A 25,857-nucleotide genomic window follows, 5' to 3' on the forward strand; every position below is an offset into this window, starting at 1 on the left:
GAACGCACCCCCGCCGAGGGCCCGCCCCGCCGAACCGCGGCGTCGGCGCGCCGGGCCGGTGGCAGCCTCCTGGCGTGATGTGGATGAGATGGGCGCGGCCGGACCGGGAGTTGCCGCCGGGCGGCTTCGCTCCGGTGATGGCGACGGGGATCGTCTCGCAGGCCGTCGGATCGGCGGGTGCGCGATGGCTGTCGGACGGGCTGCTGGCGGTGGCCGTGGCGATGTACGGGCTGCTGCTGGCGGCCTGGGCGCGGCGCGTGATGAGGCACCGGCATGACGTGGCGGCGGAGCTGAGGGACCCGGCGACGGTGTTCGGCTTCTTCACCTTCGTCGCGGGCTCCGATGTGCTCGCCACCCGGCTGGCGGCCGGGCCGTGGTGGCCGGCCGCGGCGACTCTGCTGGCCGTGGCACTGCCCGTATGGCCGGCCCTGATGTGGTGCGCGGGGCGCGTGGTGCGCGGGCTCGGCCCCGCCGGAGCCCTGCGGCGCGTCGAGGGCGGCTGGTTTCTGTGCGTGGTGGGGCTCCAGTCCGTGGTGCTGGCGGCCGGCGCGCTGGAACCCCACCGGGCCCTGGCGGCGAAGACGGCCGGCTGGGCGCTGGGGGTGGTGCTGTACGTCGTGGTGGCCACCGGGGTGGCGGGCCGGCTGCTGCGCTTCGGCGTCCGGCCGCGGGAGCTGACACCGCCGTACTGGGTCACGATGGGCGCCTGCGCGATCAGCCTGCTGGCCGGCGCCCGGCTCGTCGCACAGGGGCTTGGCACCTCGCCCCTGCGGGCCCCGGTCGAGGGGTTTCTCCTGGTCATGTGGGGTTGGGCCACCTGTCTGCTGCCGGTGCTGGTGGCCGCCGGGGTCTGGCGGCACGGGGTGCACCGGGTGCCGCTGAGCTATGAGCCGACGTGGTGGACGATCGTCTTCCCGCTGGGCATGTACTCCGTGTCCACGGCCGCCGTCGGCGCCGCCGAGGGGCCGTACGGCCTCGTCGCCGTCGGGCATGTGATGGCGTGGGCTGCCTCTGTGGCATGGGCGCTGGTCTCGTTCGGCGCGTGGGCCGGTCGAAGATCCGGCCAGAAAAAGTGGTCAAGAAACGGCAAGGTCCCCCGTCCGGCGCCGTCCGGGCGCTGAAGAGGCCCGCACCCCACCCGCCCGCCAGGCAGCTTTGACGCGCAGTCAACTCCCGTTCATTTTTGCCATGTGGGCAAGTCATAGGCCTGAGGCAAGCATTGCAAAGTGCAAGAAAAAACAGTTTCAGGTGATGCTAAATGGCTGAAAGCAGTCAGACTGTGCGGCTGATGCGCGAGCGATGCTGTGGCGCGAACCGAATCAGGTCACGTCCGCTGCCGGGGGAAACGGCACGGGGCCCCCACCCCAGAGGAGTTGTTGGTCCGTGGCGCGTCGCACAACACGATCGGAGGCCGAGGCAGCCGCAGCAGCGGTGACCGAGCGTCTCCTGCGGGCCGGGGCGTCCCTGAGGCGCACCCCGACCACCCGAGACCTGCGGGCCGTGTACCGGACCGACCAGGCCGTGGAGGATTCCCCGTACCGGGAGCGCTGGGCGCATGACAAGGTGGTGCGCTCCACGCATGGCGTGAACTGCACCGGTTCCTGCTCCTGGAAGGTGTACGTCAAGGACGGGCTGATCACCTGGGAGACCCAGCAGACCGACTACCCCTCGGTCGGCCCGGACCGCCCGGAGTACGAGCCCCGCGGCTGCCCGCGGGGCGCCTCCTTCTCCTGGTACACCTACTCGCCCACCCGGGTGCGCTACCCACACGCCCGCGGCGTGCTGGTCGAGCTCTACCGGGAGGCCAAGGCGCGGCTCGGCGACCCGGTGGCGGCCTGGGCGGAGATCACCGGCGACCCGGACAAGCGCCATCGCTACCAGTCGGCCCGCGGCAAGGGCGGGCTGGTGCGCATCGGCTGGGAGGAGGCGCTGGAGATCGCGGCGGCCGCCCATGTGCACACCCTGCGCGCCTACGGCCCGGACCGGATCGCCGGGTTCTCCCCGATCCCCGCCATGTCGATGGCCTCGCACGCCGTCGGCGCCCGCTTCATGTCGCTGATCGGCGCGCCGATGATCTCCTTCTACGACTGGTACGCGGATCTGCCCATCGCCTCCCCCCAGGTGTTCGGCGACCAGACCGACGTACCCGAGTCGGGCGACTGGTGGGACGCCGCCTATCTGATGCTGTGGGGGTCGAACGTCCCGGTCACCCGCACCCCCGACGCCCACTGGATGGCCGAGGCCCGCTACCGGGGGCAGAAGGTGGTGGTGGTCTCCCCGGACTACGCGGACGCCACCAAGTTCGCCGACGAGTGGCTGCACCCGCACCCCGGCACCGACGGCGCGGTCGCCATGGCGATGGGGCACGTGATCCTCAAGGAGTGCTTCGCCGAGCGCGAGGTCCCCTACTTCACCGACTACGTCAGCCGCTTCACCGACCTGCCGTTCCTGGTGGAGTTGGTGGAACCGACGGAGCGGGAGCCGTCCGGACACCACACCCCCGGCAAGTTCCTCACCGCCGCCGACCTGGAGGCGACCCACCCGGGCCTGGCCGCCCACGCCGACGAGGCGGCCCGGCGCTGGATGCCGGTGCTCCACGACGCGGAGACCGACCGCCCGGTCGTCCCCAACGGCACTATGGGCGACCGCTGGAGCAAGGGCGGCGAGGGCCGCTGGAACCTGGACCTGGCGGGCATCACGCCCCGGCTCACCTTCCACCGAACCACCGGCGTCGAGACCGTCGAGGTCGAACTGCCCCGCTTCGATGTGCCAGGCGCCACCGTCCGGCGCGCCGTCCCCGCGCGGCGGCTCGGCGGCCGGCTGGTCACCACGGTCTTCGACCTGCTCATGGCCCAGTACGCGGTGGGCCGCCCGGGCCTGACCGGACAGTGGCCCACCGGCTACGACGACGCCTCGGTGCCCGGCACCCCCGCCTGGCAGGAGGCCATCACCTCCGTCCCGGCCGCTGCCGTGATCCGCGCGGCGCGCGAGTTCGCGGCCACCGCCGAGAAGAGCCGCGGGCGCTGCATGATCGTGATGGGGGCCGGCACCAACCACTGGTTCCACTCCGACACCATCTACCGCTCCTTCCTCACCCTGCTGTTGCTCACCGGCTGCCAGGGCGTCAACGGCGGAGGCTGGGCGCACTACGTGGGCCAGGAGAAGGTGCGGCCCTTCACCGGCTGGCAGCAGATGGCCACCGCGGCCGACTGGGTGCGGCCGTCCCGGCAGATGGCCGGCACCCCGTACTGGTATCTGCACACCGACCAGTGGCGCTACGAGCGGTACGGCGCCGACGCGCTGGCGTCCCCCACCGGCCGCGGCCTGTTCGCCGGCCGGCACACCGCGGACCTGGTCGCCCAGTCCATGCGGCTCGGCTGGATGCCCTCGTACCCCACCTTCTCCACCAACCCCCTCGACCTGGGCCGCCGGGTGCAGGAGAGCGGACGGCCGGCGGGGGAGTGGGTCGCGGAACAACTGGCCACCGGGGGACTGGACTTCGCCTGCGAGGACCCGGACGCGCCGGAGAACTGGCCCCGCGTGCTGACCGTCTGGCGAGCCAACCTCATCGGCTCCTCGGCCAAGGGAAACGAGTACTTCCTGCGCCATCTCCTCGGCGCCCGCGACAACGCCACCGCAGAGGAGGCCCCGCCCGGCAACCGTCCGGCGGATGTGACCTGGCGCGATACGGCGCCGCACGGGAAGCTCGACCTGCTGCTGGCGCTGGACTTCCGGATGACCTCCACCACGCTCTTCGCCGACCTCGTCCTGCCCGCCGCCACCTGGTACGAGAAGCACGACCTGTCCAGCACCGACATGCACCCGTACGTCCACGCCTTCACCCCGGCGATCATCCCGCCCTGGCAGGCCCGCACCGACTTCGAGATCTTCCACGGCCTCGCCCGCAAGCTGAGCGAACTCGCCGCCGGACGGCTGGAGGTCGCCCACGACCTGGTGGCCTGCGCCCTGATGCACGACACCCCCGGCGAAACCGCCCAGCCCGGCGGCACCGTCCCGGACTGGCGCGATGCCGCGACCGGCGCCGTGACGGGCGCCGAGCCCGGCCGGAACCTGCCGGACTTCGCCCTCGTCGAGCGCGACTACACCGCCGTCGCTGCCCGGCTCGCCGCCTTCGGCCCCCTCGCCGAACGGCAGGGGATGCGGGTCAAGGGCGTGGGCGTCGACCCCACGCCGGAGGCGGCCTGGCTGGCCGACCGCTGTGGCACCGCCGCGCGGGGCGCCGCCAAGGGACGGCCGCTGCTGGACACCGACACCAAGATGTGCGAGGCGATCCTCGCCCTCTCCGGCACCACCAACGGGCGCATCGCCGCCGAGGGATTCCGGCAGCTCGCCGACCGCTGCGGACCGGACTCGGGCCTCACCGAACTGGGCGCCTCGGTGGCCGAGCGCCGCGTGGTGTTCTCCGACACCCAGACCCGCCCGGTGCAGGTCGGCGCCAGCTTCGAGTGGTCCGGCAAGGAGGCCCCTGACCGCCGCTACGCGCCGTTCACCATCAACACCGAGCACCGCAAGCCCTGGCACACCCTCACCGGCCGCCAGCACTTCTACCTGGACCACGACTGGATGGCCGAGCTCGGCGAGCAACTGCCCGTCTACCGGCCCCCGCTGGACATGGCCGCCCTGGGCGAGGCCCCGCCACCCGACACCGGCGGCAGCGGCCGCTCCGTGACCGTCCGCTATGTCACCCCGCACTCCAAGTGGTCCATCCACTCCGAGTACCAGGAAAACCTGATCATGCAGACGCTGGCCCGCGGCGGCCCCGTCATCTGGCTCAGCGTGCCCGACGCCCAGGCCATCGGCGTGGCCGACAACGAGTGGATCGAGGCCGTCAACGCCAACGGCGTCGTCGTCGCCCGGGCCGTGGTCTCCCACCGCATGCCCGAAGGCACGGTGTTCATGTACCACGTGCAGGAACGCATGGTGAACGTGCCCAAGTCCGAAGCCACCGGCGGCCGCGGCGGCACCCACAACGCCCTCACCAAGCTGCTCATCAAGCCCACCCACCTCATCGGCGGCTACGCCCAGCTCTCCTTCGCCCCCAACTACTACGGACCGACCGGCAACCAGCGCGACGCGATCACCGTCATCCGGCGCCGGTCCCAGAACGTGGAGTACTGACATGCCCCGCCGCCAGCCGTCCCGCCCCAGGGTGATGGCCCAGGTCGCCATGGTCATGAACCTCGACAAGTGCATCGGCTGCCACACCTGCTCGGTCACCTGCAAACAGACCTGGACCAACCGGTCCGGCACCGAGTACGTCTGGTTCAACAACGTCGAGACCCGCCCCGGCCAGGGCTATCCACGCGGCTACGAGGACCAGGACAAGTGGAAGGGCGGCTGGCACCTGAAGAACGGCCGGCTCGTACCGCGCACCGGCGGCCGCGCCCGCCGCCTGGCCCGGCTGTTCGCCAACCCCGAACTCCCCTCCCTCGACGACTACTACCAGCCCTGGACGTACGACTACGACAACCTCACCACCGCCCCCCTCGGCGAGGACCTGCCCACCGCCCCGCCCCGCTCCCTCATCGACGGCCGCCCCACCGCCGTCACCTGGGGCCCCAACTGGGACGACGACCTCGGCGGCGGCCCCGAACACCTCGCCGGCGACCCCGTACTCGCCAAGATGACCGAGAAGGTCCGCCTGGAGTACGAGCAGGCGTTCATGTTCTACCTGCCGCGCATCTGCGAACACTGCCTCAACCCCTCCTGCGTCGCCGTCTGCCCCTCCGGCGCGATGTACAAGCGGGTCGAGGACGGCATCGTCCTCGTCGACCAGGACCGCTGCCGCGGCTGGCGGATGTGCGTCAGCGGCTGCCCGTACAAGAAGGTCTACTTCAACCACCGCAGCGGCAAGGCCGAGAAGTGCACCTTCTGCTACCCGCGGATCGAGGCCGGCGAGCCCACCGTCTGCTCCGAGACCTGCGTGGGCCGGCTGCGCTACCTCGGCGTGCTGCTCTACGACCCGGACAAGGTCGGCGAGGCCGCCGCCGTCCCCGACGAGAAGGACCTGTACGAGGCCCAGCTCGGCTGCTTCCTCGACCCCGACGACCCCGAAGTGGCCCGCGCCGCCGAGGAGTCCGGCATCCCGCACGACTGGATCGAGGCCGCCCGCCGCTCCCCGATCCACGCGCTGATCACCCGGTACAAGGTGGCGCTGCCGCTGCACCCCGAATACCGCACCATGCCCATGGTCTGGTACATCCCCCCGCTCTCCCCGGTCGTCGACGCGCTCACCGCCACCGGCCACGACGGCGAGGAGCCCGCCAACCTCTTCGGCGCCATCGACACCCTGCGCATCCCCGTCTCGTACCTCGCCGAACTGTTCACCGCGGGCGACCCGGAGCCGGTCGAGGCGGCCCTGTGCCGGCTCGCCGCCATGCGCAGCCACATGCGGCGGATCAACCTGGGCGAGGAGCGGGACCCCGCGATCGCCCGCGCGGTCGGCATGGACCAGGAGGCCATCGAGGGCATGTACCGACTGCTGGCCCTGGCCAAGTACGAGGAGCGGTACGTCATCCCCACCGGCTACGCCGCGGGCTCGGGCAGCACAGGCAGCGCCGGTCCCACCGACACGTGCAGCCTCGACGCCGACGGACTGCCCGGCATGATGCCGGACGGCTTCCCCGGCGCCGACGACTTCCACGCCCCACCGGTGCCCGCCCCCTCCGGAGCGGGTGCCGGGCTCGCCGGCCGGTTCAACCTGCTCAACTGGAACGGCCGCGGACGCCCCGGCGGACTGTTCCCGCGCCACGCCGAGGAACAGCGGTGAGCCCGATGAACGCGCCCCCCGCCGTGCACCAGGCCGCCGCCCTCCTCCTCGGCTACCCCGACCGGCACTGGCCCGCGCGCCTGACCCTGGTACGGGACGCCCTCGGCGAGCTGACCGGCCCCGGCCCCGCGCCGCTGCTGCGATTCTGCGCCGCCGTACGGGACATCCCCGTACTCGACCTGGCCGCCCGCTACGTCGTCACCTTCGACCGCAGCCGACGGCGCACCCTGCACCTCACCTACTACACCGACGGCGACACCCGGCGCCGCGGCGGCTCGCTCGCCGACTGGAAGGCCCGCTACCGCGCGCACGGCTGGGAGCCCCCCGAGGACGAGCTGCCCGACCACCTGCCCCTGGCCCTGGAGTTTGCCGCCCGCTGCCCCGCCCCGGGGGTGCGGCTGCTGAGCGAACACCGCCCCGCGATCGAGCTGCTGAGGATGGCCCTGGCCGACCACGACAGCCCCTACGCCGACGTCCTGCTCGGCGTCTGCGACACCCTGCCGGGCCCGTCCCCCGCCGACCGCGCCACCGCCCTGGCCCTCGCCCGCAGCGGACCGCCCGCCGAGGCGGTCGGCCTGACCCCCTTCGCCGCGACCGCCCCCGAGCGCGCCGGCCACCTTCCGGGAGGAACCGGCCGATGAAACACCTGAACATCGCCCTGTGGGGCGTACTGCCCTACCTCGTCCTCGTGCTCTTCGCCGCCGGCACCGCCTGGCGCTACCACTACAACCGCTTCGGCTTCACCACCCGCTCCAGCCAGCTGCACGAACACCGCCTGCTGAGCATCGGCGGCCCGCTCTTCCACTTCGGGCTGCTGTTCGTCGCCGCGGGCCATGTCGTCGGCCTCGTCGTCCCCGAGTCGCTCACCGAGCGGCTGCGCGTCAGCGAAGGGCTGTACCACGCCAACGCGCTGCTGGTCGGCGGCACCGCGGGCCTCGCCACCGCCGCTGGCCTGGGGCTGCTGCTGTACCGGCGGCTGCGGGTGCCCGCCGTACGGGCGGCGACCAGCCGCAGCGACCGGGCCGTCTACCCGGTGCTCGCCGCCGTCCTGCTGGCCGGGCTCACCGCGACCGCCACGGGCGCGAGCAAGGACGCCTACGACTACCGGCAGGGCGTGTCCGTCTGGTTCCGCAGCCTGTTCACCCTCGACCCCGACGTCCCGGCCATGGCCCACGCGCCCCTCGTCTACCGGCTGCACGCCCTGCTGGGCCTGGCGCTGTTCGCGCTGTGGCCCTTCAGCCGGCTCGTCCACGCCTTCGCCGCCCCCCTCGGCTACCTGGCCAGGCCGTACGTGGTCTACCGCTCCCGCACCCCGGCCCGGCCGTACCGCCACCCCGCGCTCACCGGACCGGACGACGCGGACGGACCTCCCCGGAAGCGGCGGCGAGCACATCGCTGACCCGGGCGGGCCCGGCCCCCGGCGGCCCGGCCGCGCGGAGGTCCGGCTCGTCCGCGACCGCGCCCAGCGCCCGCAGCCCGCGCACCAGCCCGGACCGCACATCCGCGGGCAACCGCTCCACCAGGACGGCGATCTCCGCGCGCCGGTACTCCAGCACCCGGTCCACCACCTCCGCGCCCCGGTCCGTCAGCCGCAGCACCACTTCCCGGCGGCTGTCCGGATTGACCCGCCGGTCCACCAGCCCCAGGGACTCCAGACGGTCCACCGTCCGCATGGCGGTGGACGGGTTGACCCCCAGCCCGGACGCCAGCGCCGCCAGCTTCGCGGGGCCACAGCTGTCCAGCACCACCAGGGCGCGCAGCTGCGTCGCCGTCAGCGTCTCGTCGATCGAGGCGAGCGCCCGCGCGGAGATCGCCACCAGCAGCCGCGTCGCGGCCAGCACCGAGGCGATGAGCTCCTCGGTCAGATCGCTGTCGTCCGGCTGCCGGTCCATCGCGCCCCCCTGGCCTCCTGCCGTTCCGTGCCCGGCATCGTACGGAAACCGCCGCGTGCCGCTCCGCGATCAATTCCCGCACCGGCACTACCACGTACGAGTGGACCTGCCGCCGCCACGCCCCGAACCGCTTGCCTGCGAAGTACTTTAGGCCGTGTTCCGGAAGCTTCGCCGAAGTTCCGCCCGTTCCGCGAGGTCTGGTCCGTCCACTGACGCCGCGAGACCCGCCTCCCGGGCGATCGGCGCCGCCTCCGAGACATCGCCAGGACCGCTCCCACCCCGCCCGAACTCGAGACGAGGGGCACACCCATGCCTGTGCCCGCTTCCGGGACCGCCCGCCTCCTGGCCGGCGGTATCGAAGGCCCGCGCGCGCTCCGCCCGATGCTCGACACCGTCCTCCACGCCCTCGCCACCGGCGCCGCCGACCGCGGCGGCCCCCTCCCGCCCGGCGGCCCCCGCGCCGTCGCCCGCCGCGTACGGGCCGCCGCCGAGCCCGTGCTGCCCACCGTCGGCACCGGCGCCCGCGCAGCCCTGCACACCCTCGTCCGGGCCCTCGCCGCGGGCGCCGCCGATCCCGCCGAGCCGCACTGCACCGCCCATCTGCACTGCCCGCCGCTCGCCGTCGCGGCCGCCGCCGACTTCGCCGCCAGCGCCCTCAACCCCTCCCTCGACTCCTGGGACCAGGCCCCCGCCGCCGGCGAGCTCGAGACGCTGACCTGCCGCGCCCTGGCCCGGCTCGTCCACCCCCGCCGCCCGGCCCCCGACGCCCTCGCCACCACCGGCTCCACCGAGGCCAACCAACTCGCCCTGCTGCTCGCCCGCGAGGCCGCCCGTACGGCGGGCGCCACGGACCCCCTCCAGGTCGTCTGCGGGGCCAACGCCCACCACAGCGTCCACCGCGCGGCCTGGCTCCTCGGCCTCCCCGAGCCGCTCACGATCCCCACCCCCACCGGCGTCCTGGACCCGGCCCGCCTCCACGACGCCCTCACCGGGCTCCCCGGCCGCCCCCTGCTCGTCGTCGCCACCGCGGGCACCACCGACACCGGCGCCATCGACCCCCTGCCGCCCATTGCCGACCTCTGCGACCGCCATGCGGCCACCCTCCACATCGACGCCGCCTACGGCGGCCCGCTCCTGTTCAGCAACACCCTGCGGACCAGGCTCGACGGGCTCGACCGAGCCCGGACCGCCGCCCTCGACCTGCACAAACTCGGCTGGCAGCCCGCCGCGGCCGGCCTCCTCGCCGTCCCCGACAGCGCCGCCCTCGCCCCGCTCGCCCACCGCGCCGAGTACCTCAACGCCGCCGACGACGCCGCCGCCGGCCTCCCCGACCTCCTCGGCCGCTCCCTGCGCACCACCCGCCGCCCCGACATTCTCAAGATCGCCGTCACCCTGCGCGCCCTCGGCCGCCGCGGCCTCGGCGACCTCGTCGAGCGCGCCTGCGCCGCCGCCCAGGACCTCGCCGACCTCATCGACTCCCGCCCCGGACTCGACCTCTACGCACGCCCCGCCATCAGCACCGTCCTCTTCCGGCCCACCGGAGCAGGCCCGGCCGCCGTCGCCGCCGTACGACGCCGCCTCCTGCGCGAGGGCCGGGCCGTACTCGGCCGAGCCGCCACATCCGATGGGCTGTGGCTCAAGGCCACCGTCCTCAACCCGCACATCCAGCCCAGCGACCTGCGGGCGCTGGTCGAACTCGTGGAAGGCAACTCCCCATGAGCACCGCACAACCCCCCACCCACAACACCACCCCCGCTCCCGCTCCCACCCCCGCGCCCGCCGCAGCCTGCCCCGAACATCCCCTGGACCTCGCCGGCATCGGCATCGGCCCCTTCAACCTCTCCCTGGCCGCCCTCGCCCACGGCGTCCCCAGCCTGCGCACCGCCTTCTACGAACAGCGCCCCGCCTTCCAGTGGCACTCGGGCCTCCTCGTCGACGGCGCCAGGGTCCAGGTCCCGTTCCTCGGCGACCTCGTCACCCTCGCCGACCCGGCCAGCCCCTGGACCTTCCTGAACTACCTCAAGGCCCACGAACGGCTCTTCCCCTTCTACCTCTCCGAGCGCTTCCACATCGAACGCGCCGAGTACGAGGACTACTGCCGCTGGGTCAGCCACCACCTCCCCAGCCTCCACTTCGGCCACCAGATCGACGCCGTCCGCTGGAACCACGACCACCTGCTCTTCGAGATCGACTTCACCGAACTCGACGCCAGGGGCCAGGCCCTGCACATGGGCCGCAGCTACACCCGCTCCCTGGTGCTCGGCGTCGGCACCGAACCCCACGTCCCCGCGCCCCTGTGCCCCCTCGTCGACGCCCCCGGCGTCCCCGTCATCCACTCCGCCGACTACCTCCAGCACCGCGAACAGCTGCTGGCCACCGGCCATGTCACCGTCGTCGGCTCCGGCCAGTCCGGCGCCGAAGTCTTCCTCGACCTGCTCCGCAACCGGCCGCCCGGCGCCGAAGGCCTTCACTGGCTCACCCGCACCCCCGCCTTCGCGCCCATGGAGTACAGCAAGCTCGGCCTCGAACACTTCACCCCCGACTACACCCGCTACTTCCACGCCCTGCCGGAGTGCGTGCGCGACCAACTGCTGCGCCGCCAGTGGCAGCTCTACAAGGGCATCGCGCACGACACCATGACGGAGATCCACGACGAGCTCTACCGCCGCGCCCGACAGGGCGGCTGGCCCGACGCCGTGCTCACCCCCGACGTCACCGTCCGCACCGCCGGCCGCATCGCCGACGCCCGCCTGGAACTCCACCTCGAACACCGCCAACAGGGCACCCGCAGCCGCCACACCACCGAAGCCGTGGTCCTCGCCACCGGCTACCGCGAACGGCGCATCGAGACCCTCATCGCCGCCCTCGACCCCTACATCCGCCGCGACTCCCGGGAACGCCCCCGCATCGACGAACACCACCGCATCGTCCTCGACCCCATCGTCAAGGGCTCCATCTACGTACAGAACGCCGAGCGCCACTCCCACGGCGTGGGCGCACCCGACCTCGGCCTCGCCGCCTGGCGCTCCGCCGTCATCCTCAACTCACTGACCACCGAACCGGTCTACGCCCTCCCGCGGCGCACCGCCTTCACCACCTTCGGCCTCCCGCCCACCGGCCCCGGCGCCCCCGTCATCGGCGGACACCTCCCCGAGCAGCGCGACCGCCTCGCCCATACCAGTACCTGACCACCCCAGCTTTCGATCAACCGACACCCAGGCCATCCTTGGGTGATGGCCAACAGACAGCTCAGAGTCGCCGCGTACGCCGTCTGCATCCAGGACGGCAAGATCCTCCTCGCCCGATGGGTCGGCCCCGACGCCAAACAGTGGACGATGCCCGGTGGCGGCATCCGGCACGGCGAAGACCCGTACGACGCCGCCATTCGCGAGGTCGAGGAGGAGACCGGCTACACCGTCGAGATCGACGACCTGCTCGGCATCGACTCCGTTCACCACCGCTATGCCCGCCGCCGCGGCCGCGACGCCGACTTCCACGGCCTCCGCGTCGTCTACACCGCGCATGTCGTCGGCGGGCAACTGCGCCACGAGACCAACGGCTCCACGGACCAGGCCGCCTGGGTCGACCTCGACCGCGTCGCCGAGCTGCCCCGCGTCCCGCTCGTGGACATCGCCCTGTCGCTGCACCGAGACCGCCCCGGGCAGGGCCGCGTTCAGACGCCCGTCTGACCAGGCGTCCGCACCCACCGCCCCACCCTTTTCTCCCCCTTCCTCTGCTTTTCTCCTCACCCGCGCGCAAGGAGCCCACCCCATGGATCACGCCTCCCCGCAGCCTTTGACCGCCGTGCCCTACGGCACCCCCGAAACCCCGCGCGTCGCGGTCCGCGGTGAGGCCCGCCTCGAAGTCGACCCCGAGATCGCCCGCCTCGGCGTCACCGTCAGCGCCCGCGGCAGCGACCGCCGCACCGCCCTCGAAGACCTCACCCGCCGCAACGCCCACGTCCTCGACCTCGTGAAGTCCTACGGCCAGGCGGTCGAGAAGCTGGAGACCGGCGCCTTCGCCATCACCCCGCAGCTCACCGCCAAGGGCCGTCACGAGCGCATACACGCCTACCACGGCCGAGTGCATCTCTCGGCCACCGTCTCCGACTTCACCGCGCTGGGCGAGCTCACCACCCGCCTCGCCGACCTGGACCTCACCCAGGTCAACGGCCCCTTCTGGGCCCTGCGCCCCGACTCGCCCGCCCACGCCGAAGCGCGCCGCCAGGCCGTACGGGAAGCGGTCCAGCGCGCCCGCGAGTACGCGGGCGCCCTCGACGCCCGGCTCGTCGCCCTCGTCGAGCTCGCCGACCTCAACGCGGAGCACGCCGAGCAGCCCTACCCCGTCGCCTACGGGGCGGCGCGCTCCGCCGGCTACGGCGGCGCGCCCCAGGCCGCCCCCGCCCTGGACCTCGAACCCCAGCGCCAGACCGTGTACGCGCAGGTCAACGCCCGCTTTACGATGTCGCCTCCGCAGCTTTGAGCGACCCGCACACTGACGTGCGCGGGTCAGATAAACCGCTCATCAGAGCGGACCCGCGCACGTTTCATTAGTTGTCGACGACCGGCTACCCAAAGGCCATGGGGGAGTGGCTGGATCCCGGTTCTTTACCGACTGGTAAGTCGTAGGCTCGCGGCATGCGCCGAGCAAAAATCGTCTGTACTTTGGGACCCGCAACCGACTCGTACGAGCAGATCAAGGCGCTCGTCGAAGCCGGAATGGACGTGGCCCGCTTCAACCTCAGCCACGGCACCTACGCCGAGCACGAGGAGCGTTACCGGCGAGTCCGAAAGGCCGCGCTGGAAACCGGCCGCAGCGTCGGCATCCTCGCCGACCTTCAAGGTCCGAAGATTCGTCTCGGCCGTTTCCAAGAAGGCCCTGTACTCCTTGAACGCGGGGATGAGTTCACCATCACCGTCGAGCCGATCGAGGGCGACCGGCTGCGCTGCGGTACCACCTACAAAGGCCTGGCCACCGACGTCAGCCGGGGCGAGCGCATCCTCGTCGACGACGGCCGGGTCACCCTTGAAGTCGTGGACGTAGAAGGTCCGCGCGTGCACACCATGGTCATCGAAGGCGGCATGGTCTCCGACCACAAGGGCCTCAACCTACCCGGAGTCGCCGTCTCCGTCCCCGCCCTCTCCGACAAGGACATCGAAGACCTCCGCTGGGCGCTGCGCACCGGCGCCGACATCATCGCCCTGTCCTTTGTCCGCAACGGCAACGACGTGGTGGATGTGCGGCGGGTCATGCAGGAGGAGGGCGTCCGGCTCCCGGTCATCGCGAAGATCGAGAAGCCGCAGGCGGTCGAGAACCTGGAAAAGATCGTCGATGCCTTCGACGGCATCATGGTCGCGCGCGGCGACCTGGGCGTGGAGATGCCGCTGGAGCAGGTGCCGCTCGTCCAGAAGCGCGCGATCAAGCTCGCCAAGCGGAACGCGAAGCCGGTCATCGTCGCGACCCAGATGCTCGACTCCATGATCGAGAACTCCCGCCCCACCCGGGCCGAGGCCTCGGACGTCGCCAACGCGGTCATCGACGGCACGGACGCGGTGATGCTCTCCGGCGAGACCAGCGTCGGCAAGTACCCCATCGAGACGGTCAAGACCATGGGCCGTATCGTCGCGGCGGCCGAAGAGGACATCCTCGCCAAGGGCCTCCCCCCGCTCACCGAACGCAACAAGCCCCGCACCCAGGGCGGCGCGGTCGCCCGCGCGGCGGCGGAGATGGGCGACTTCCTCGGCGCGAAGTTCCTGGTCGCCTTCACCCAGAGCGGCGACACCGTCCGCCGCCTCTCCCGCTACCGCTCACCCATCCCCCTCCTCGCCTTCACCCCCGAGCCGTCGACCCACTCCCAGCTGAACCTCACCTGGGGTGTGGAGACCTTCCTCGGTCCGATGGTCGAGTCCACGGACGAGATGGTGGCCCAGGTCGACGAGGAACTGCTGCGGATCGGCCGCTGCCAGAAGGGCGACCTCGTCATCATCACCGCCGGCTCCCCGCCCGGCGTCTCCGGCTCGACCAACCTCGTCCGCGTGCACCACATCGGCGAGGGCGACCTGCGGTAGGGGTCCGACGCGGGCCGGAGTACGGGGCGCTGGGCGCGCGCCTAGTACTTCGGCCCGATGTGGGCGTCCATGAGGGCGACGGAGATGTTCCAGGCGTTCGGCTGCTTCCAGTCGATGCCTAACTGGTCGAGCGTTTTGGTGTAAAGCCCCCGGGGCGTCAATGAGGCCCGGCCAGACATCCGCGCATGCGATGCGAAGGAAGTACGCGCCCTTCTTGAGGCGGCTGACGCAACCGTCGCCGAGGTACAGGCCGAGCAGGTAGGCGTAGGCGGCGGGGTCCTCCGGCGGCCGCGGCTCCGGTGCGCATCTGGGACACGCGTCGCCCTGGGACAGAGGTTCGATCCGGATCTGCCAGGCACGAATCGCAGCACGGGATATCCCGGTCTGCTTGCTCACGGAGTTGAGGCTTCGGCCCTGGCCGACGAGAGCGAGGGCTCGCTTGCGCGTTTCGAGGTCGTACACACCATCGAGCGTGGCTGGTGCTGGCGTGCGCGTTGCCCGCTCGAAGGGATGTTCACTTCATCGAGTGAAGGGCAGCGATTCTGCTGTGACCTTGGAATCGAAGGAAAAGTGCCCCGGGTCGGACTCGAACCGACACTGTATGGGTTTTGAATCCATTGCCTCATGCCAATTGGGCTACCGGGGCTTGCGGTTTCGAAGGTCACCAACGACCCGCTGCGCGTCCACCTTACCGCAGCTAGGTAGGCTCGTGGTGCCCCACCTGTTAAGGAGCGAGGAGCACATTGAGCACCACTGACGCCCCCGACGCGCAGTCGCACGTCCCCCCGCACACCACCCGCGTGGTCATCGCCGAGGACGAGGCCCTCATCCGCCTCGACCTCAAGGAGATGCTCGAGGAGGAGGGGTACTCCGTCGTCGGCGAGGCGGGCGATGGTGAGACGGCCGTCGCGCTCGCTCAGGAGCACCGCCCCGACCTGGTGATTCTCGATGTGAAGATGCCGGTCCTCGACGGGATCTCCGCCGCCGAGCGGATCGCCGCCGACCGTATCGCCCCGGTCCTCATGCTCACCGCCTTCTCGCAGCGCGAACTCGTCGAGCGGGCCCGGGACGCCGGCGCCATGGCGTACCTCGTGAAGCCGTTCAGCAAGAGCGACGTGGTCCCGGCCATCGAGATGGCCGTCTCCCGCTTCACCGAGCTGAAGACGCTGGAGAAGGAGGTCGCCGACCTCGCCCAGCGCCTGGAGACCCGCAAGCTCGTCGACCGCGCGAAGAGCATCCTCCAGACCCAGTACGGGCTGACCGAGCCCGCCGCCTTCCGCTGGATCCAGAAGACCTCGATGGACCGCCGGTTGTCCATGCAGCAGGTGGCCGAGGCCGTCATCGAGGACGCGGCGGAGAAGAAGCAGCAGCAGTAGCGACAGCACAAGACGAGGGCCTGTCCGTACCGCGGTGGTACGGACAGGCCCTCGCAGGTTGTCGGGGCGGCGCGGGGGTCAGTCCTCGCCCAGGTAGGCCTTGCGCACCGACTCGTCGTGCAGCAGCTCCGGGCCGGTCCCCGACAGCACGATCTTGCCGATCTCCATCACATGGCCGTGGTCGGCCAGCGACAGGGCGGCCTGGGCGTTCTGCTCGACGAGAAGGATCGTGGTGCCCTGGGCCTTGAGCTCGGCGATCGTCTGCATGATCTTCTGCATCATGATCGGGGAGAGGCCCATGGAGGGCTCGTCGAGCATGAGCAGCTTGGGGCGGGACATCAGGGCGCGGCCCATGGCGAGCATCTGCTGCTCGCCGCCGGAGAGGGTGCCCGCGGCCTGGGTGCGGCGTTCGCCGAGGATGGGGAAGAGGTCGTACGCCTTCTGCATGTCCGCGGCGATGCCGTCGCTGTCCTTGCGCAGGAACGCGCCGAGTTGGAGGTTCTCGGCGATGGTCAGGCGCGGGAAGATGTGCCGGCCCTCGGGGGAGTGGGCCAGCCCCAGGGCGACGATCTTGTGGGCGGGGACGCCGTTCAGCGGCTTGCCGTCGAAGCGGATGGAGCCGCCGAGCGGCTGGAGGAGCCCCGACAGGGTGCGCAGGGTGGTGGTCTTGCCCGCGCCGTTGGTGCCGATGAGGGTGACGACCTGGCCGGCCTCGACACTGAACGAGATGCCCTTGACGGCCTCGATCTTGCCGTAGGCGACGCGCAGGTCCTCGACCTCGAGCAGTGCGGTCACTGTCCGTCCTCCGTACGTGCTGTGGTGCTCTGCGGGGTCGCGCCCGTCCCGGTGCTCTGCTGCGCCTCGGCGGCCTCGACCTCGGCGGCCTCCTCCGCGCCCGGCTCGCCCTCGAAGGGGGTGCCGATGTAGGCGGCGATCACGCGTTCGTCGCTCTGGACGACGTCGGGGGTGCCCTCGATGAGCTTCTGGCCCTGGACGAGCACGGCGACGCGGTCGCAGAGGTTGAAGATGAACCGCATGTCGTGCTCGATGACGAGGACGGCGGTGCCCTGGTCCCGGATGGCGAAGACGAGTTCCTCGGTGGCCCGGGTCTCCTGGGGGTTCATGCCGGCGGTGGGCTCGTCGAGGAGGAGCAGGCCGGGGTCGCTGGCGAGGGCGCGGGCGATCTCCAGCTTGCGCTGTTCGCCGTAGGGGAGGTTGCGCGAGAGGTGGTCGGCCTTGTGGGCGAGCCCGGTGAACTCGAGGAGTTCCATGGCGCGTGCCTTGGAGGCGGCTTCGGCGCGTTTGAAGCCGGGGCCGCGCAGAAGGGCCGACCACAGGCCCTCCTTGGTGCGGGTGTGGCGGCCGACGAGCACGTTCTCCAGGACGGTCATGTTGGCGAAGAGCCGGATGTTCTGGAAGGTGCGGGCGACGCCGGCCTGGGTGACCAGGTGGGGTTTGGGCGGCAGGACGCTGCCCTGGTAGGTGACGCTGCCCTCGGTGGGGACGTACAGCCCGGTCAGGCAGTTGAAGAAGGTGGTCTTGCCGGCGCCGTTGGGGCCGATGAGGCCGACGATCTCGCCGGAGTTGACGGTGAGGTCGACGGAGCGTACGGCGGTCAGTCCGCCGAAGCGCATGGTCACGCCGCTGGCGCTGAGTACGGGAGAGGTGGTGGTCGTCATCTCTGTTACGCCTCCGCCTTGGTCACGCCGACGGCGTTGCCGGAGAGCTGGGGCTGGTCGGGGGCGTCGAGCTGGTCCTTCTCGTGGTATTCGAGCTGCTGACGCCGGTTGGGGATGATCCCTTCGGGGCGGAAGCGCATCAGGAGGATGAGCGCGATACCGAAACCGAGTAGCTGGTAGTCCTGGAAGAATTCCAGCTTCTTGGGGATCAGGAACAGGAGCGTGGCGCCGAGGAGCGGGCCGCCGATGGTGCCCATGCCGCCGAGGATGACGGCGGCGAGCAGGAAGGTGGAGTTGGGGGGCACGGGCCCGGCGAAGACGTACTGTTCGGGCACCACGGTGGTCTGGACGTGGGCCCAGACGGTGCCGGCCACACCGGCGAGGGTGGCGCCGAGGGCGAAGGCGATGAGCTTGACGCGGAAGCCGTTGATGCCCATGGCGGTGGCGGCGGTCTCGTCCTCGCGGATGGCGACCCAGGCGCGGCCGATACGGGAGTTGCCGGCGCGGCTGAAGACGAGCACGACGACGATCGTCACCAGCAGCATCAGGAAGAAATAGTTGGCGTTCGAGTCGAGCGTGTGGCCGAGAACGGTGTGATCTTCGTCGAAGTTGAAGCCGAAGATCTCCAGCGCGGGGATGTTGGGGATGCCGTTGGGGCCGTTGGTGACGGAGGGTCCGGAGGTGCCGTCGAGGTTCAGCATGACGATGCGGAAGATCTCTCCGAACCCGAGGGTCACGATGGCGAGGTAGTCGCCGCGCAGCCGCAGGGTGGGTGCGCCGATGAGGACGCCGAAGATCAGGGAGACGACGGCGCCCGCGACGATGGCGGCCCAGAAGGGGAGGTGGAGGTCGATGGTGGAGGAGCCGGCTCCGGAGACCAGGGCGGCGGTGTACGCGCCGACGCCGAGGAAGGCGACATAGCCGAGGTCGAGGAGGCCGGCCAGGCCGACCACGATGTTCAGGCCGAGGGCGACGGTCGCGAAGATGAGGATGTTGACGCCGAGCTCGGTGTAGCTGGCTTTGTTCTGGGTGAACGGGAAGACCACCGCGGTCACCAGGGCCGCGATGAGAGTGATGGAACGATACTCCCCGGTGAGCGCGCTCAGCCGGGCGATCACCCCGGCCTTGAAGAGAGCGGCGGCGGCGAAGCCGACGGCGATCAGGTAGCCGAGGAACGGCTCGGGGTTGTCCGCGTCGGTCTGGATGCCGTAGTTGACGATGTAGAGCCCGACCGCGAAGACCGCGGCGATGATGAGGATCTCGGCCCAGGAGGGAAGCTCCGCCGGGCGCTTGAGCGGCCGGGTGTCGTTCGGGAGCAGGAGGGCCGCGAGGGGGATCACGCTGGCGACGGCGGCGACCCAGGCGCCGGGCTCCCAGTTGGCCACGCCGCCGAGGTCGACGGCGATGGCGATGATGGTGAACCAGGTGGTGGCGAAGGTGCCGAGGGCTATGAGCCGCAGGGCCTGGGTGGAGCCGGCGGGGGTGAGCCAGCGCAGGCCGCGCAGGTCCATGGCGGACAGCGCGAAGAGGATGGTGGCCAGGCCCAGCACCAGGGTGAGGAGCTGGAGGCCGCCGGGGTAGCCGTTGAAGGTGAGGTCGCCGGGGAACTCGTCGGTCCAGGTCCAGGCGAGGAAGGTGGAGACGACGGAGGCGAGGCCGCCGGCGGCGGTGATCGCCCGCAGCGTGGCGGGGCTTCCCCCGCGCTGGGTGTTCTCGCCCGTGGTCTTGTTCGTGTCGGTGGTCATGTGTTCCCTCCTCACGCCCGGTCCGCCACGCGTTCGCCGAGCAGGCCCTGTGGCCTGACCAGCAGAACGACGATGAGCAGGGTGAAGGCCCAGACGTCCTTCCAGGCACCGCCGCCGAGCTGTTCCATGCCCGGGATGTCCTGGATGTACTTGATGGCCAGGGCTTCGGCGATGCCGAGGACGACTCCGCCGAGCATGGCGCCGTAGATGTTGCCGATGCCGCCGAGCACGGCGGCGGTGAAGGCCTTGAGGCCGGCGATGAAGCCCATCTCGAAGTTGATCTGACCGTACTTCAGCCCGTGGGCCAGCGCGGCGACGGCGGCGAACGCGCCGCCGATGGCGAAGGCCATCACGATGATGCGGTCGGTGTTGATGCCCATCAGTTTGGCGGTGTCGGGGTCCTGCGCGGTGGCCTGCATGGCGCGTCCGGCACGGCTCTTGGAGACGAACAGGCCCAGGGCGAGCATGCACAGCGGGGCGGCTATGAGGAGGAAGACGTCGCCGCGCTGGATGTGCAGATTGCTGAAGATCTCCAGGGACTTGCCCTCGAACTGGGGAAACTGCCGCGGCTTCTTGGCGTCCGGGTAGAAGGCCCACACGGCCTGCTGGAGCGCGATGGACAGGCCGATCGCGGTGATCAGGGGCGCGAGCCTGGGGCCTCCGCGCAGTGGCCGGTACGCGAAGCGTTCGGCGGCGGTGGCGATGGCCACCGAGGCGACGACGCCGCCGATCAGCATGAGGGGCAGGGCCAGGGAGAGCGCGGTGCCGCTGGGGAGCCAGATGTAGATGGTGAGGGCTCCGAAGCCACCGATCATGAAGATCTCGCCGTGGGCGAAGTTGATGAGCTGGACGATGCCGTAGACCATGGTGTACCCGATGGCGATCAAGCCGTAGAGGGCGCCAAGGGTCAGGCCGTTGACCAGCGTTTGCGGCAGTTCGTGCACCGCAGGGCCTCCGATGAGCGTGTCGGATATGACGCCGCGCGGGGGCGCTGTTGCGCCTCCGCGCGGCTGGGGGGTGATGTGCGGGGCAGATCCCTGAAGGGTCAGTCCTTGAAGGTGTCGCTCTTCACGGACTTCCAGGCGCCCTTCTGGACCTCGTAGACGGTCAGCTGCTTGTTGGTGGTGTCGCCGTACTGGTCGAAGGAGACCTTGCCGGTCACGCCATCGAAGGAGACCTTGTTCAGCGCCTCGGTGATCTTGGCGCGGGCGTCGTCGGGCAGCTTGCCGTCGTTCTCCTGGACCACGGTCTTGACGGCCTGGATGATCGCCCAGGCGGCGTCGTACGAGTAGCCGCCGTAGGCCGCGTACGGGTCGTCATATCCCTGCGCCGCGTACTCCTTGACGAAGTTCTTGGCGGAGGCGAGGTCCTCGACGGGGTAGCCGACCGAGGTGGCCAGGTCGCCGTCGTTGTTGGTGCCCGAGGCCTTGATGAAGGCGGGGTCGTAGATGCCGTCGCCGCCCATGATCGGGACGTCGGCCCCGGCCTGCTTGACCTGGTCGGACAGGAGGCCGCCCTCGGGGTACTGGCCACCGAAGTAGACGGAGTCCGCGCCGGTGGACTTGACCTTGCCGGCGATGCCGGAGAAGTCGGTCTCCTTGACGGTCAGGTGGTCGGTGCCGACGACCTTGCCGCCGAGGCGCTTGAACTCCTCGGAGAAGATCTTGGCGAGGCCGGCGCCGTAGGTCTGCTTGTCGTCGACGACGAAGACCTTCCGCTTCTTGGCGTCCTTGTAGTAGTACTGCGCGGCGAAGCGGCCCTGGATGACGTCGGTCGTCGCGGTGCGGAAGTACGTCTTGAAGGGGCGGGTCTTCTTGTTCGCGGCCCAGTCGGGACCCTGGCTCAGCTCGGGGTTGGTGTTCGCGGGGGAGACCTGCGCCAGGTCGGCCTTGGCGAACACGCCCTGCATGGACTGGGAGACGCCGGAGTTCAGCGGGCCGACCGTGCCCAGGATCTGGTCGTCGTCGACCATCGAGGTGGCGTTCTGCTTGCCGGACGAGGGCACGGCCTGGTCGTCGAATTCTTTGATCTTGAAGGTGACGCCGGGCACTTCGTTGTTCTTGTTGGCCACTCTGGTCGCGAGGTCGACCGAGTTCTTGATGCCCTGGCCGAGGGCGGACAGGGAGCCGGTCAGCGGGGCGTCGACACCGATGACAACGGTGGTCTTCTTGTTGTTGTCGCCGCTGCTGCTGTCACTCTTGTCGCGCGACCCACAGGCGCTGAGGGTGAGTGCTCCCGCAGTGACCGCGGTCGTGATGATGAGCAAGGAACGGTGTCGCACGAGGAATCCTTTCCCTGGCCGGCCCCGCTTCCGCGTGCCGTCGCCGGAGATTCTGGAACGTTCGGCGGATGTTGAGTGAACACCCGACGGCGTGGTGACTGGCTGTGACTCTAGGCGCGTAGGGCAGCGGGGGGCAGTGGGCCAGACCATGATGTGACTGTCTTGTTATGACACAGGTCGCCAGGCCGTGTCCGTGTAGCGGAACCTAAGGGATGAATGGGGCATATGCGCTGAACCTGTGAAGTCCGGATACTGAGAAGCCGCAGTTCCGCTAAGCAGTGCGGGGGAGCGACGGGGGGTGTGTGGACTGACGTGGGATCATGTACGTCAAAAGATCAACAGTACAGGCGCGGGTCTAAGTCAAGACCTAGTCTTGCATTGCGTGAATGTTACGGAGTGTTACGGCTGACGGTCATGACGGCGGGCGCCAGTTCTCCGAGCTGTGGGTCGCGCCCCCCTCCGCCGTGCAGCGCCGCAGGGTCTCCTGGCTGATCAGTTTCCTGGCGGCCGCGGCGCCACGCCGCCGCTGCTCCGCCCGCGCGGCGTGCACGATGTCGTCGTAGATCTCGAACTGCTGGTTGGACATCCCCTTCTGCTCCCAGTCGAGCCCGGCCCAGGTGCTGCCCCGCAGATCCTGCCCGGCCCAGTACGAGATGAGGTCGAAGCACAGCCGGACGGGTGAAGTCGCCCGAGGGGAGGCGCTGTTGGCCGAGGTGCTTCGCGGGGCGGGGGCGGGGCGTGACTCCGGGCCGCTACACGCGGTCGCCGCGGCGGCGAGCGCCAGCGCGGCGGCGAGTGTCGGCGCGAGGGCGCGGACGGCGCCTGTGCGGGTCCGTGCGCGGGTCGGCGGGTGACGGGTCGATGCCCCCATGGGAAGACCGTAGAGCCGCCTCTGCGGGCGGGCAACGGCCGTGCGGACGGGGGCCGTTCGGGGTGGTGCTCGGGCGCGGCGCTCTGGGGGCCTGGGAGGGCCCGGCGGGTGGCCGGGCCCAACTCCGCCCGCCGTCAGCGCGCCGGGCCGTCCTTGGCCTCGCCGGCGGCCTCGGTCAGCGCCTGCTCCGTGCCGACCTCGCGCAGCAGACAGGTCAGCCGGGCCGAGCACACGCGCCGGTCCTGCTCGTCGGTGATGACGATCTCGTACGTGGCGGTGGAGCGGCCACGGTGGACGGGTGTGGCGACGCCGGTGACCAGGCCGGAGCGGACGCCGCGGTGGTGGGTGCAGTTGAGGTCGACCCCGACGGCGATCCTGGCGCTGCCGCCGTGGAGCATCGAGCCGATGGAGCCGAGCGTTTCGGCGAGCACCGCCGAGGCGCCGCCGTGGAGCAGCCCGTACGGCTGGGTGTTGCCCTCGACCGGCATCGTGCCCACCACGCGCTCGGCGGAGGCCTCGAGGATCTGCACGCCCATGCGGGTGCCGAGGTGCCCGGCGGAGAACAGCGCGGGGAGGTCGACGCCGAGCGCCGCGTACTCGTCGATGACCTCTTGCGGGAACGTCACACCGGTCTGCTCGCCCATCGGGTCCTGCTCCAATCGCTCGGGTGTCCTGCCGTCGTTCTGTCCTGGCCGCATCCTGTCAGTCGACTGAGCAAACGCTTAGGCGGGGGTGGATTGTTCCAGGCGGACCACCACGGACTTGCTGGCCGGGGTGTTGCTGGTGTCGGCGGTGGCGTCCAGCGGGACCAGGACGTTGGTCTCCGGGTAGTAGGAGGCCGCGCAGCCGCGCGCGGTCGGGTAGTGGACGACCCGGAAGCCGGACGCGCGCCGCTCGCTGCCGTCCGTCCACTCGCTGACCAGGTCGGCGTACGAGCCGTCGGCGAAGCCGAGCGCGCGGGCGTCGTCGGGGTGCACCAGCACCACGCGGCGGCCGTTCTTGATGCCGCGGTAGCGGTCGTCCAGGCCGTAGATGGTGGTGTTGTACTGGTCGTGGGAGCGGAGGGTCTGAAGCAGCAGCCGGCCCTCGGGCGCCCGCGGGTACTCGACGGGCGCGGCGGTGAAGTTGGCCTTGCCGGTGGCGGTGGGGAAGCTCCGGGAGTCGCGTGGGGCGTGCGGCAGCGCGAACCCGCCCGGCCGGCGCACCCGGGCGTTGAAGTCCTCGAAGCCGGGGATCACGGCCGCGATGCGGTCACGGACCGTGTCGTAGTCCTTCTCGAACTCCTCCCAGGGGGTGCGGCTTTCGTCGCCCAGCACGCGCCGGGCCAGCCGGGAGACGATGGCGGGCTCCGAGAGCAGCCCGGGGCTCGCGGGTTCCAGGCGCCCGCGCGAGGCGTGCACCATGCCCATGGAGTCCTCGACGGTGACGAACTGCTCCCCGCCGCCCTGGAGATCGCGCTCCGTACGGCCGAGCGTGGGCAGGATCAGCGCCCGGGCGCCGGTGACCACATGGGACCGGTTCAGCTTGGTGGACACATGGACGGTGAGCCGGGCGCGGCGCATCGCGGCCTCGGTCACCTCGGTGTCGGGGGAGGCGGAGACGAAGTTGCCGCCCATGGCGAAGAAGACCTTGGCCTGCCCGTCGCGCAGAGCCCGGATGGCCCGTACGACGTCCAGGCCGTGCTCGCGCGGCGGGGCGAAGCCGAACTCCCGCTCCAGGGCGTCCAGGAAGGCCGGGGCGGGGCGCTCGAAGATGCCCATGGTGCGGTCGCCCTGCACATTGCTGTGTCCGCGCACCGGGCACACCCCGGCGCCGGGGCGGCCCACATTGCCGCGCAGCAGCAGGAAGTTGACGACCTCCCGGATGGTGGGCACGGAGTGCTTGTGCTGGGTCAGGCCCATGGCCCAGCACACGATGGTGCGCTCGGAGGCGAGGACCATCCGCAGGGCCTGGTCGATCTCGGCCCGCTCCAGGCCGGTGGCGCGCAGCGTCTCGTCCCAGTCGGCGGCGCGGGCCGCGGCGGAGAACTCCTCGAACCCGTGGGTGTGCTCGCGGACGAATTCCTCGTCGACCGCGCCCGCGCCGGTGTCGGCGGCCTCCAGGATCAGCCGGTTCAGGGCGCGGAAGAGGGCCTGGTCGCCGCCCAGCCTTATCTGGAGGAAGAGGTCGGTGAGCGCGGTGCCGCCGCCGACCAGGCCGCGCGGTGTCTGCGGGTTCTTGAACCGCTCCAGGCCGGCCTCGGGCAGCGGGTTGATGCTGATGATCTTCGCGCCGCCGGCCTTGGCCCGCTCCAGGGCGGAGAGCATCCGCGGGTGGTTGGTGCCCGGGTTCTGCCCGGCCACGATGATCAGATCGGCCTGGTGGAGGTCGTCCAGCAGCACGCTGCCCTTGCCCACGCCGAGGGTCTCGGTCAGCGCCGAGCCGGAGGACTCATGGCACATGTTCGAGCAGTCGGGCAGGTTGTTGGTGCCGAATTCGCGGGCGAAGAGCTGGTAGAGGAAGGCGGCCTCGTTGCTGGTGCGCCCCGAGGTGTAGAAGACGGCCTCGTCGGGGGAGGAGAGGGCGCGCAGCTCCTCGGCGACGAGGTCGAAGGCGCGCTCCCAGGTGACCGGCTCGTACGACTCGGCGCCCTCGGGCAGATACATCGGCTGGGTGAGGCGGCCCTGCTGGCCGAGCCAGTAGCCGCTGCGGGTGGCCAGGTCGGCGACGGGGTGGGCGGCGAAGAAGTCGGGGGTGACGCGGCGCAGCGTCGCCTCCTCGGCGACGGCCTTGGCGCCGTTCTCGCAGAACTCGGCCTTGTGGCGCTTGTCGCCCTCGGGCCATGCGCAGCCCGGGCAGTCGAAGCCGTTCTTCTGGTTGACCCTGAGGAGGGTGAGCGCGGTGCGGCGCACGCCCATCTGCTGCTGGGCGATGCGCAGTGTGTGGCCGATGGCGGGCAGCCCGGCGGCGGCGTGCTGCGGGGCGGCCACCTCGGGTGCGTCCTGCACCGGGTCTCCTGCGGGCGGCTTGGCTGCCATGTGACTCACCTTCCCTGGCGCTGCGGTGCGTAGCGCCGCGGTATCATTCTGTTGTCTCTTCGGGGATCGGTTCGGGCTGGACCGCAACCCTTTCGGGTTGGAAGCCCGCCGCTTCGGCGGTGAGCGGAGTCACGTCGC

General features: G+C 71.0%; 20 protein-coding genes, 1 tRNA gene and 1 pseudogene. 11 read left to right on the plus strand and 11 right to left on the minus strand.

Annotation, left to right across the window (positions count from 1 at the left end):
• Nucleotides 1-77 precede the first annotated feature (77 nt).
• The 5 genes from ACH4S9_RS06820 (at nucleotide 78) to narI (ending at nucleotide 8,189) form a co-directional block, all read left to right on the plus strand.
• On the plus strand, nucleotides 78-1,121 hold the full coding sequence (locus ACH4S9_RS06820) for a tellurite resistance/C4-dicarboxylate transporter family protein (RefSeq protein ID WP_398370539.1): 1,044 nt from the start codon (nucleotides 78-80) through the stop codon (nucleotides 1,119-1,121).
• Between the two features lie 262 nt (nucleotides 1,122-1,383).
• A complete protein-coding gene (locus tag ACH4S9_RS06825; RefSeq protein WP_398370218.1) occupies nucleotides 1,384-5,139 on the plus strand; it encodes a nitrate reductase subunit alpha in 3,756 nt (1,251 codons plus the stop codon).
• Nucleotide 5,140: 1 nt separating this feature from the next.
• Complete coding sequence (gene narH / locus ACH4S9_RS06830; protein ID WP_398370220.1) at nucleotides 5,141-6,790, plus strand: nitrate reductase subunit beta; 1,650 nt, start codon at nucleotides 5,141-5,143, stop codon at nucleotides 6,788-6,790.
• 5 nt (nucleotides 6,791-6,795) lie between these two features.
• Nucleotides 6,796-7,431 (plus strand): nitrate reductase molybdenum cofactor assembly chaperone, encoded by a 636-nt coding sequence (gene narJ, locus ACH4S9_RS06835; RefSeq protein ID WP_398370541.1) that lies wholly within the window; start codon nucleotides 6,796-6,798, stop codon nucleotides 7,429-7,431.
• The gene (narI, locus tag ACH4S9_RS06840; protein WP_385339366.1) at nucleotides 7,428-8,189 is read left to right on the plus strand and encodes a respiratory nitrate reductase subunit gamma; all 762 of its coding nucleotides are present in this window, start codon (nucleotides 7,428-7,430) and stop codon (nucleotides 8,187-8,189) included. Before narJ ends, narI begins: the two co-directional genes overlap by 4 nt.
• Here the strand turns inward: narI and ACH4S9_RS06845 are convergent.
• A complete protein-coding gene (locus ACH4S9_RS06845) occupies nucleotides 8,131-8,682 on the minus strand; it encodes a MarR family transcriptional regulator (RefSeq protein ID WP_311724834.1) in 552 nt (183 codons plus the stop codon). The two genes, narI and ACH4S9_RS06845, sit on opposite strands and share 59 nt — an antisense overlap.
• Nucleotides 8,683-8,991: 309 nt before the next feature.
• Here ACH4S9_RS06845 and ACH4S9_RS06850 point away from each other — a divergent pair, with 309 nt between their 5' ends.
• The 5 genes from ACH4S9_RS06850 to pyk all read left to right on the plus strand — a co-directional run bounded on the left by ACH4S9_RS06850 (nucleotide 8,992) and on the right by pyk (nucleotide 14,750).
• On the plus strand, nucleotides 8,992-10,401 hold the full coding sequence (locus tag ACH4S9_RS06850) for a pyridoxal phosphate-dependent decarboxylase family protein (RefSeq protein ID WP_398370223.1): 1,410 nt from the start codon (nucleotides 8,992-8,994) through the stop codon (nucleotides 10,399-10,401).
• The gene (locus tag ACH4S9_RS06855; protein WP_311724836.1) at nucleotides 10,398-11,870 is read left to right on the plus strand and encodes a SidA/IucD/PvdA family monooxygenase; all 1,473 of its coding nucleotides are present in this window, start codon (nucleotides 10,398-10,400) and stop codon (nucleotides 11,868-11,870) included. Before ACH4S9_RS06850 ends, ACH4S9_RS06855 begins: the two co-directional genes overlap by 4 nt.
• A gap of 45 nt (nucleotides 11,871-11,915) precedes the next feature.
• Nucleotides 11,916-12,371 (plus strand): NUDIX hydrolase, encoded by a 456-nt coding sequence (locus ACH4S9_RS06860; RefSeq protein WP_311724837.1) that lies wholly within the window; start codon nucleotides 11,916-11,918, stop codon nucleotides 12,369-12,371.
• Between the two features lie 82 nt (nucleotides 12,372-12,453).
• On the plus strand, nucleotides 12,454-13,164 hold the full coding sequence (locus tag ACH4S9_RS06865) for an SIMPL domain-containing protein (RefSeq protein ID WP_311724838.1): 711 nt from the start codon (nucleotides 12,454-12,456) through the stop codon (nucleotides 13,162-13,164).
• A 155-nt stretch (nucleotides 13,165-13,319) separates the two neighbouring features.
• A complete protein-coding gene (gene pyk, locus ACH4S9_RS06870; protein WP_385339383.1) occupies nucleotides 13,320-14,750 on the plus strand; it encodes a pyruvate kinase in 1,431 nt (476 codons plus the stop codon).
• A gap of 123 nt (nucleotides 14,751-14,873) precedes the next feature.
• On the opposite strand, the pseudogene ACH4S9_RS06875 reads toward pyk, so the two are convergent.
• Nucleotides 14,874-15,212, minus strand: a pseudogene (locus ACH4S9_RS06875) (transcriptional regulator); the annotation flags it as partial.
• A gap of 109 nt (nucleotides 15,213-15,321) precedes the next feature.
• Nucleotides 15,322-15,396, minus strand: a tRNA-Leu gene (locus ACH4S9_RS06880).
• A 97-nt stretch (nucleotides 15,397-15,493) separates the two neighbouring features.
• Here ACH4S9_RS06880 and ACH4S9_RS06885 point away from each other — a divergent pair.
• Nucleotides 15,494-16,126 (plus strand): ANTAR domain-containing response regulator, encoded by a 633-nt coding sequence (locus ACH4S9_RS06885; RefSeq protein ID WP_014180542.1) that lies wholly within the window; start codon nucleotides 15,494-15,496, stop codon nucleotides 16,124-16,126.
• A 78-nt stretch (nucleotides 16,127-16,204) separates the two neighbouring features.
• On the opposite strand, the gene ACH4S9_RS06890 is transcribed toward ACH4S9_RS06885, so the two are convergent.
• The 8 genes from ACH4S9_RS06890 to ACH4S9_RS06925 form a co-directional block, all read right to left on the minus strand.
• On the minus strand, nucleotides 16,205-16,921 hold the full coding sequence (locus tag ACH4S9_RS06890; RefSeq protein ID WP_398370227.1) for an ABC transporter ATP-binding protein: 717 nt from the start codon (nucleotides 16,919-16,921) through the stop codon (nucleotides 16,205-16,207).
• Nucleotides 16,918-17,805, minus strand: a complete 888-nt coding sequence (locus ACH4S9_RS06895) for an ABC transporter ATP-binding protein (protein WP_311724842.1) — start codon at nucleotides 17,803-17,805, stop codon at nucleotides 16,918-16,920. Before ACH4S9_RS06895 ends, ACH4S9_RS06890 begins: the two co-directional genes overlap by 4 nt.
• Nucleotides 17,806-17,810: 5 nt before the next feature.
• Nucleotides 17,811-19,550, minus strand: a complete 1,740-nt coding sequence (locus ACH4S9_RS06900; RefSeq protein ID WP_311724843.1) for a branched-chain amino acid ABC transporter permease — start codon at nucleotides 19,548-19,550, stop codon at nucleotides 17,811-17,813.
• Nucleotides 19,551-19,561: 11 nt separating this feature from the next.
• Entirely contained in the window at nucleotides 19,562-20,494 is a 933-nt protein-coding gene (locus tag ACH4S9_RS06905) for a branched-chain amino acid ABC transporter permease (protein ID WP_311724844.1), read from the minus strand.
• 101 nt (nucleotides 20,495-20,595) lie between these two features.
• Nucleotides 20,596-21,831: a branched-chain amino acid ABC transporter substrate-binding protein gene (locus tag ACH4S9_RS06910; RefSeq protein ID WP_398370230.1), complete on the minus strand. Its 1,236-nt coding sequence runs from the start codon at nucleotides 21,829-21,831 to the stop codon at nucleotides 20,596-20,598.
• Nucleotides 21,832-22,243: 412 nt separating this feature from the next.
• A complete protein-coding gene (locus tag ACH4S9_RS06915) occupies nucleotides 22,244-22,702 on the minus strand; it encodes a hypothetical protein (protein WP_361183590.1) in 459 nt (152 codons plus the stop codon).
• Nucleotides 22,703-22,836: 134 nt separating this feature from the next.
• The gene (locus tag ACH4S9_RS06920; protein WP_311725053.1) at nucleotides 22,837-23,346 is read right to left on the minus strand and encodes a hotdog fold thioesterase; all 510 of its coding nucleotides are present in this window, start codon (nucleotides 23,344-23,346) and stop codon (nucleotides 22,837-22,839) included.
• A 78-nt stretch (nucleotides 23,347-23,424) separates the two neighbouring features.
• On the minus strand, nucleotides 23,425-25,719 hold the full coding sequence (locus ACH4S9_RS06925; RefSeq protein ID WP_398370233.1) for an FdhF/YdeP family oxidoreductase: 2,295 nt from the start codon (nucleotides 25,717-25,719) through the stop codon (nucleotides 23,425-23,427).
• Between the last annotated feature and the right edge of the window lie 138 nt (nucleotides 25,720-25,857).

It is taken from the genome of Streptomyces sp. NPDC021225 (assembly GCF_044332865.1).
GTDB lineage: Bacteria > Actinomycetota > Actinomycetes > Streptomycetales > Streptomycetaceae > Streptomyces.